This is a genomic window from Coleofasciculus sp. (assembly GCF_046539235.1).
Taxonomy (GTDB): Bacteria; Cyanobacteriota; Cyanobacteriia; order Cyanobacteriales; family Coleofasciculaceae; genus Coleofasciculus.
The window spans coordinates 1-7,308 of sequence record NZ_JBKHHI010000338.1 but is presented as its reverse complement, the minus strand read 5'-3'; the positions used below and the strand labels follow the sequence as shown (position 1 = coordinate 7,308).

At 47.8% G+C, this 7,308-nt stretch carries 6 protein-coding genes; 4 read left to right on the top strand and 2 right to left on the bottom strand.

Features of this window, described 5'->3' with window-relative positions; genetic code table 11:
- Together ACLFWI_RS23195 and ACLFWI_RS23190 are read right to left on the bottom strand one after the other, a co-directional pair.
- The coding region (locus ACLFWI_RS23195) for a WD40 repeat domain-containing protein (RefSeq protein WP_446414890.1) at positions 1-1,235 on the bottom strand (1,235 nt) is incomplete at its 3' end.
- Positions 1,236-1,464: 229 nt separating this feature from the next.
- A complete protein-coding gene (locus ACLFWI_RS23190) occupies positions 1,465-1,950 on the bottom strand; it encodes a hypothetical protein (RefSeq protein WP_446414889.1) in 486 nt (161 codons plus the stop codon).
- A gap of 107 nt (positions 1,951-2,057) precedes the next feature.
- Between ACLFWI_RS23190 and hetZ the strand changes: the two genes are divergently transcribed.
- The 4 genes from hetZ to ACLFWI_RS23170 all read left to right on the top strand — a co-directional run bounded on the left by hetZ (position 2,058) and on the right by ACLFWI_RS23170 (position 7,178).
- Complete coding sequence (hetZ, locus tag ACLFWI_RS23185; RefSeq protein ID WP_446414888.1) at positions 2,058-3,221, top strand: heterocyst differentiation protein HetZ; 1,164 nt, start codon at positions 2,058-2,060, stop codon at positions 3,219-3,221.
- A complete protein-coding gene (locus ACLFWI_RS23180; protein WP_446414887.1) occupies positions 3,214-4,329 on the top strand; it encodes a hypothetical protein in 1,116 nt (371 codons plus the stop codon). Before hetZ ends, ACLFWI_RS23180 begins: the two co-directional genes overlap by 8 nt.
- A gap of 130 nt (positions 4,330-4,459) precedes the next feature.
- The gene (locus tag ACLFWI_RS23175; protein WP_446414886.1) at positions 4,460-6,781 is read left to right on the top strand and encodes a transglutaminase TgpA family protein; all 2,322 of its coding nucleotides are present in this window, start codon (positions 4,460-4,462) and stop codon (positions 6,779-6,781) included.
- A gap of 88 nt (positions 6,782-6,869) precedes the next feature.
- Positions 6,870-7,178, top strand: a complete 309-nt coding sequence (locus tag ACLFWI_RS23170) for a P-II family nitrogen regulator (protein ID WP_446414885.1) — start codon at positions 6,870-6,872, stop codon at positions 7,176-7,178.
- Positions 7,179-7,308 lie beyond the last annotated feature (130 nt).

Sequence of the window (7,308 nt, the reverse complement as noted above, 5' to 3'; positions counted from 1 at the left end):
ATTGTTTTACCATCTCGGCTCAACGCCACGGAAATAACTGAGCTAGAATGACCCCTTAAGGTGTGGATTTCTTCGCCTGTTTTCAGATGCCAAACCTTAACGGTATTATCAGAACTGCCACTAACTAACATTTGTCCCGCTGGACTAACAGCAACCGATAAGACAGAATCTTCATGACCTGTAATGGTGCGGATTTCTTCCCCGGTTTTCAGATTCCACAATCTAATCGTATCGTCATATCCCCCACTCACGACAGTTTGTCCATCGGGATTAATTGCCACCGACAAAACTGAATTTCTATGCCCAGTTAAGGTGCGGATTTCTTTCCCCGTTTTCAGATTCCAAACTTTAATCGTATCATCAGAACTGCCACTGACTAGATTCTGTCCATCTGGACTAATCGCCACCGACAATACGGCATCGGCATGACCAAATAAGGTGCGGATCTCATAGCCTGTGATCAAATCCCACAGCTTAATAGTACCGTCAGAACTGGCACTGGCTACGGTTTTACGATTTGGGCTAATCGCTACCGATAACACTGAGTCCAAATGTTCATCAGCCGTCATTATTTCTGTGCCAGTGTTTAAGTTCCACATTTTCAGAGTATTATCAGCACTGCCACTGACTAAGGTTTTACCATCCGGGCTAATGGCAACAGAAATAACGGAGTCGGTATGTCCGGCAAGGGTGTGAATTATCTCCCTAGTTTGGAGATTCCACAGTTTAATCAGGTTATCATAACCGCCGCTAACTAAGGTTTCGCCGTCTGGACTAATGGCAACCGATAATACCGAGTCAGAAAAATCATTGAGTGTGAATTGATGTTCAATTAATTCATAATTTAAAACGGCGACTTCTAGGGGAGGTAATGGTGTTGAGTCTTGATGACTTTCGGTGTTGAGTGTGGGTAAAGGCTGATCCAGTTGCGGCAGCAGTTGTTGGAGTTGCTCCCGTAAATCCTGCCGTTCCTGTTGTGCCTGCTGAAGCTGCTGTTCAATCTGGGCTAACTGTTCTTTCAGGGGAGAAAGGGTTTGCCAAACCCCTTGGGAAAATGACCATTTTGCCCACATCTGTCTCGCCCAATCTAATTGAACGGACTGCTGCTGCCAAAATTCTGAGGGTACAGACTGCGCCAAGGCAGGTGGATAGGGGGTCAAATCCCACCCACAGACAGAGCAACGATGCACATTACCTGGGATATATTGGGTTTGACAAACAGGACATTCAGACATAGTTATCCTCTGTGATATAAATTACAGGCGTTGACACTGGATAACGACTATAACCGCTTACAATAGAAAAGCCAGGGTTTTCAGGAGAAATAACAGCGCCGCGCCAAAGCTGACCAAAAGGTTAAGGTTAAATAAACCTCCAGCACCGAATTGGCGGGCGAGTCAATCGCACTCCCCTCAAGTGCCTAGAATTTTAGCGGCTGTAGGTTAATTTAAATTAAGCGATATCTTAAGCGATATCTGGGGGGAGGTTGCTAGGATATGACCGAGGTGCTGATTGAGTATGCTGGAGCTGAGTTTGCACCAAGCGTTGCAGATCCTCTCGACGCACCTCGGTTCCGGCTGTTAAATTACCAGGTGTATCAAAGAAAACGGTGCTATTTACCTTGTCAAGGGCTAACATCTGGAACAAAATGTGAGTGACTGGCACGGGCATCGCGATGATTTGAGGGTCCCAGTTTGATTGAAAATCAGCCGCGTCTTTGAGTGTAGGAAAAGCATAGACAACATTTTTTTCGACCTCAGGCTGGGCACGATTACTCAGGGTCGTTACCACCCAACCTTGATCTAGGGTTTGGAGAATATGATAGTCCGAGTGGTGTAACTGACTGGCAAGCGTGGTTAGGACGGGGGCAATCGCCTCAACCATTTTCGGCGTCGTCCCGTCAGCCGGGGCATTGTCAATCAGGGCTTGAATTTGTTGGGTTAAATCCATCGAGCGATCCTCTTTTCGAGTACCTCTTACTGCTATGTATGAGTCTAAACCCAGATTAAAACGGTTGTTGATATGTGTGTTAGGGTCTTTGTGAAAGAATGAACATCATGAGGGAAGTCTGCCAGGGCGTGGAGGCTATTTTTCAACTGCTATTTAACGAACTCCGGCAGTCTACGACTGCATCCGAGCAGAACTGCCGGGATGTAGCAGCGCGTTTAGCAAATGAAGTCACTCGAATTTGTAATGAAAGCCATCGAATTAAGACGTCTGGAGATGTTGAAAGCTGGGCAAAGACCCTAGCCAACCATCGCCTCAAACAAGTCTTAAAGTATTACCGCCTTGGATCTCACCGGGGACGAATCGACCTTCAGAGTACGTTGAGTGCGATCGTCTACCGCTATATTACCCCGTCTCAAACCCCCGCGAGCTATCAAGCTCGGGTTACCCTGATTGAAGATTTCTTACAGGGATTTTATGTCGAATCCTTAAATGCTTTTCGGCGTGAGACATCCATTGACGAGAATTATCGTCCGCGATCGCTACTGGAGTTATCGGAGTACATGGCGTTTACCGAACGGTATGCCAAGCGCCGTATTCCTTTACCCGGACGGCGATCCCAGCAACTGCTGATCTTGCGGGCGCAAACCTTTTCTCAACAGCAACCCCCCGAAACCTCGGTAGACATGGATACCGCCGCCGAAGGGGGTACTCCCGATTCAGAAAATACCTGGAACGATGCCGCGATTCAGCAGGTGCGAGAGGTGATGGTGGCGTCTGAACCCGAACCTCTGGAAGCGAACCTGCGGGATAAAGTTGTTGAGGAATTGTTCGCCTATCTCGAAGAACGGCAACAACACGATTGTGCCGACTACTTCACCCTGCGTCTACAAGACTTGCCGACGAGCGAAATTGAGGAGATATTAGGATTAACCCCCCGTCAGAGGGATTACTTACAGCAACGATTTAAGTATCATTTAATTCGGTTTGCTCTTTCTCACCGTTGGGAACTGGTTCATCAATGGCTAGAAGCCGATTTAGAGAAAAATCTGGGGTTAACCCCCCACCAGTGGCAGCTATTTCAGCACAAAATTGATCCCCAACAGCGGGAATTGCTGCATCACAAGCAGCAGGGTCATTCCAGCCAAGAAATAGCCCAAGCCCTAGGTTGTACAGTGACTCAGGTTGACAAGCGATGGTTTAAATTGCTGGAAATTGCCTGGGATATTCGCAATCGTTCAGTATCCGGATCAGGTGCATCTGAAGATGAATAGTGACATAAACAATAACTCGGACACCCTATACAGCCGCTTAATGGCTTGGCTGTTACAAGAGTCCGTTCCTGCTGCTACACCATCAGTCCATGGGCAACCCCACGGGTTAGACCCTATCGATGAGCTAGAAGCAGCGGATTTTCAATTTGATCAGTTAGATCCACTGGATGTTGAAGACGTGAACATTGCACCCACTATAACTGGCGAAATCGCTAATGACCACACGCGAGTGGGTTCAGAAGACATTCCTACTCGTGAGGACATTGAACCGGGCGGTACAACCCGCCCCTACAACTTGGGAGATATGCCGATCGTGCAAAATCGTTTTGAGGCGCTAATTAAGCGCAAACTGCAAGTAGAAATTGAGCGTCATCCCCCCTTGTTCCCCTGGGAGACGAATATTCATGAATACGAACCTGAGATCTCAGACAGCGTAGCCCCGAGTGGAGTTCCATCAGTTCAGGTATGGACACCCCAACTCTTGAACCTACCCCTACCTGTCCCCATCCCGGAAAACGTTTTAGTCACCCTATTTAACGCTTGTTCGGAGTCAGTCTATTCCCCCTATCAATTGGGGCGAAAAATGGTCAAGGCTGTGGAAAACTTATTCCCCGCCCAATTCCAATTGCTGAATAATCAAGCGCAAATGGTACTGTTGTCTTCGGGATCGGGTCGTGACCCTGAACAACTGCAACTGTTGCTCAAGGAACTTCCATCTCCATCCTATGATGAGGCAACTCCAGAGCAACAAATGATTCTGGCATTGTTAGCGGCTAAAGAGATTATTAGCACGTTGACTGTATCCATTTCACCCAACCAGCCTCCGGTTGAACGCCAATGGCAAACCTCTGTCGGCGTGATCACCGTCCAGGCTGAATACCAGATCCAAGAAGGTGTTCCCACCCTGCGGGTGATCAGCAATCTACCCGAAAGTGGCAGTTTGACCTTGCGTACACCTGAAGGTTCAGCCGTATCAGAGCGCACCTATCCCGGCTATGTGAGTGTTGAAGCCTTTGATTTGCCGCCGAATCAAACCTATCCCCTGGAAATTCGGTTCCAAGACTCAGACCAAAACCCCTTGGTTTTTGCGATTTACCCAACCTTATGAGGGGTAAGGATTAAGTGCTAGCTGTTAGACTGGGGAGCTTCTCTCACTCCCGACTGTGGACTTAGATACAATAGATTGAACCCGTGAATTTAACCTAACAGCCATCTCGCACACAAGAGAGTCAATTGTTATGTCGAACCCTTCAGGGATGCAGCGAATCCGGCGTCTACCTGGTCTAAATCAGGTGTGGCAGCGTCTTGGCACAATGCCACTGCCTCAAACCGAAGACTCGATCGGATTACGAGTCCTAGTCCAGGGGCTAGTGATTGTGGGAATTATCGCCACCGATATTGCTGCTAACACTCAGATGAGTGTCTGGGCTGTACCACTCTCTATCCTGGGAGCAACCTGGAGTTGGTATCGTCGCCGCCATCGCAACATTGCGGTTAAGTTCTTTTTGGCGATTGGGATGCTAATCGCTATGGGGGTATTCTTTAATAATTTATTAGCCAGCCTCAATGATACCCGCCTCGTTCTCGCAGAATTATTGATTCAAGTACAAGTTCTCCACAGCTTTGACTTGCCCCGGCGCAAGGATTTAGGCTATTCGATGGTAATCGGGCTGATTTTGTTGGGGGTGGCAGGAACCCTGAGCCAAACCTTAGCGTTTGCCCCGCTACTGTTAATATTTTTAGCCATCGCTTTACCCACACTGATTCTCGATTACCAATCCCGCATCGGTTTATCACCAAAACGGAAAACGTCTAGGAAAAAAGCTAAACGTTCTTCGCCGCTTTCACTGCAACGGTTAAGTATTTTTTTGTTAATTGTTATCGCCCTGGGTTTAGGGATTTTCGCCCTAATGCCTCGGTTTCCCGGTTATCAACTGCAAACCTTTCCGGTGAGTGCGCCCATGGATTTGGATGAGCGCTCGTTTGAGGGGAATAATCGAGGCGTTAATAATCCTGGATATGTGAGTGAGGGTGAAGGGGAGGGTTCTGGTGGTGAGGGAACCTCTCCCAGTCGCGGTCCTGGTGAAATGGATGAAACGTTTTATTATGGTTTTGGCAACCAAATTAACCAGAATCTTCGAGGTGCTTTAAAGCCGAAAGTCGTATTACGAGTGCGTTCCCAAGCCCCTGGCTTTTGGCGGGTGCAGGCATTTGACCAGTATACGGGTCAAGGATGGGAATTGTCTCGCGAAGATCAGGTACTAGAGGTGAGTCGTCCGCCTTGGTCTTATCGATTTGCACTCTATCCGACTAGCTTTAATTTGGGTCGGACAAAAAGGGTGATTCAAAGCTATACGGCGGTGTCGGAACTGCCGAATATTATTCCCGCCCTGAGTTATCCGAAAAGCCTTTATTTTCCCACTAGGGAAGTCGGAATTGATACAGAAGGCAGTTTGCGATCGCCTCTAGGGTTACTGGAAGGATTAACCTATACCGTAGTATCGGAAGTGCCAGTACGCGATCGCACTCGACTCCAACAAGCCCCGGAAACTTATCCCGACAATATCCAAAAATACTATCTGGATGTTCCGCCAGACATCGCCGATAATGTGCGTGAAAAAACCGAACAACTCTTAGTCACCTCCCCCAAACCCCTCACCTCCGCCTACGAAAAGGCATTGTATTTGGCTCAAGCCCTGAAACAACGGTATCGAATTCCCGATAATCCCTTTGAACTTCCCCATTTACAAGAAGATGAGGATTTAGTCGAAGCGTTTCTGTTTAAACATGAAGGCGGGTATCCGGATCACTTTTCCACTACGTTAACCATCATGCTGCGTTCGATTGGGATTCCAGCGCGGTTAGTCGTAGGATTTGGTACCGGTCAATTCAATCCCTTCACGGGCTTATATGTGGTCAACAATACCGATGCTTACGCCATGACGGAAGTTTATTTCCCCAACTATGGCTGGTTTGCCTTTGACCCCATTCCCGGACATGAAATAGTTCCCCAAAGTGTGGAAGATACAGCAACCTTTAGTGTTTTGCGTCAGTTTTGGCAGTGGGTAGCGGGATGGTTACCTTCACCCGTCAGCAATTTTATCGGGGAATTGTGGAATCTGGTTGTGGGTTCGCTACTGCGGCTGATTGTGCGACTGTGGGTGATATTCTCCAGTGGTTGGATGGGATTGTTTGGCGGATTAATTTTCGCGATCGCTCTGGGGTTCGTGGGTTGGTTAAGCTGGGTACAGTGGCAAACCTGGCGTTACCGTCGCTGGTTAGGGAAATTACCACCAATGGAACGGCTGTACCAGCAAATGTTAAAGGTTTTAAGGGCAAAAGGCTATATTAAACACCCCGCCCAGACGCCGTTAGAATATGCTAGGTTCATGCGTCAGCAGCAATCCTCTGACTCAGCCACTGTGATTGATGACATTTCTCAAGCTTATGTACGCTGGCGTTATGGTAAACAAACGCCGAATATCGATGAGCTGCGACAGCGACTGCGGCAGTGGATTAAAACGACTCGCCGATTGCCAAACAGAAGTCTGAGACGGTGAACTTTTCCGGAAAATCTCGAATTGGTACAGGAATTGAGTTATTCTTTGCCTGTCATCTTTCCCTTAACCAGCATTTTAGGAGTTTCTTATGTCTACTGAAGCCATTCCCGTCAAACCCGCTGTCTTAATCACGATCATTGGTGAATCTGTACTCAAAGATCGTTTAATCAAACTGCTCAAAAGCAAAGGGGTAACGGGATATACCATCAACGATGTCCTCGGTGAAGGGGGTCATGGCAGGCGGATGGGAGATATTGTTGGGTATAACACCAACATTGAGATGAAAAGCGTTGTTTCCGCAGAAGTCTCTGACGAGATCTTCCAAAGCTTAGCCGAAATGGAGAATAGTCATGCCTTAATTGCCTTCCGTCATCAGGTAGAAGTGTTGAATAGTTAAGAGCAGTGGACACCTAACTTAGGACAAGCAAACTGTGGTAGAGACGTTCCGGCTGAACGTCTCTACTAAATTTTTTTCAACAACCCTGACTTACTTCGTTGAAGTCAGGGATTGCCAGAGACAGGACTGG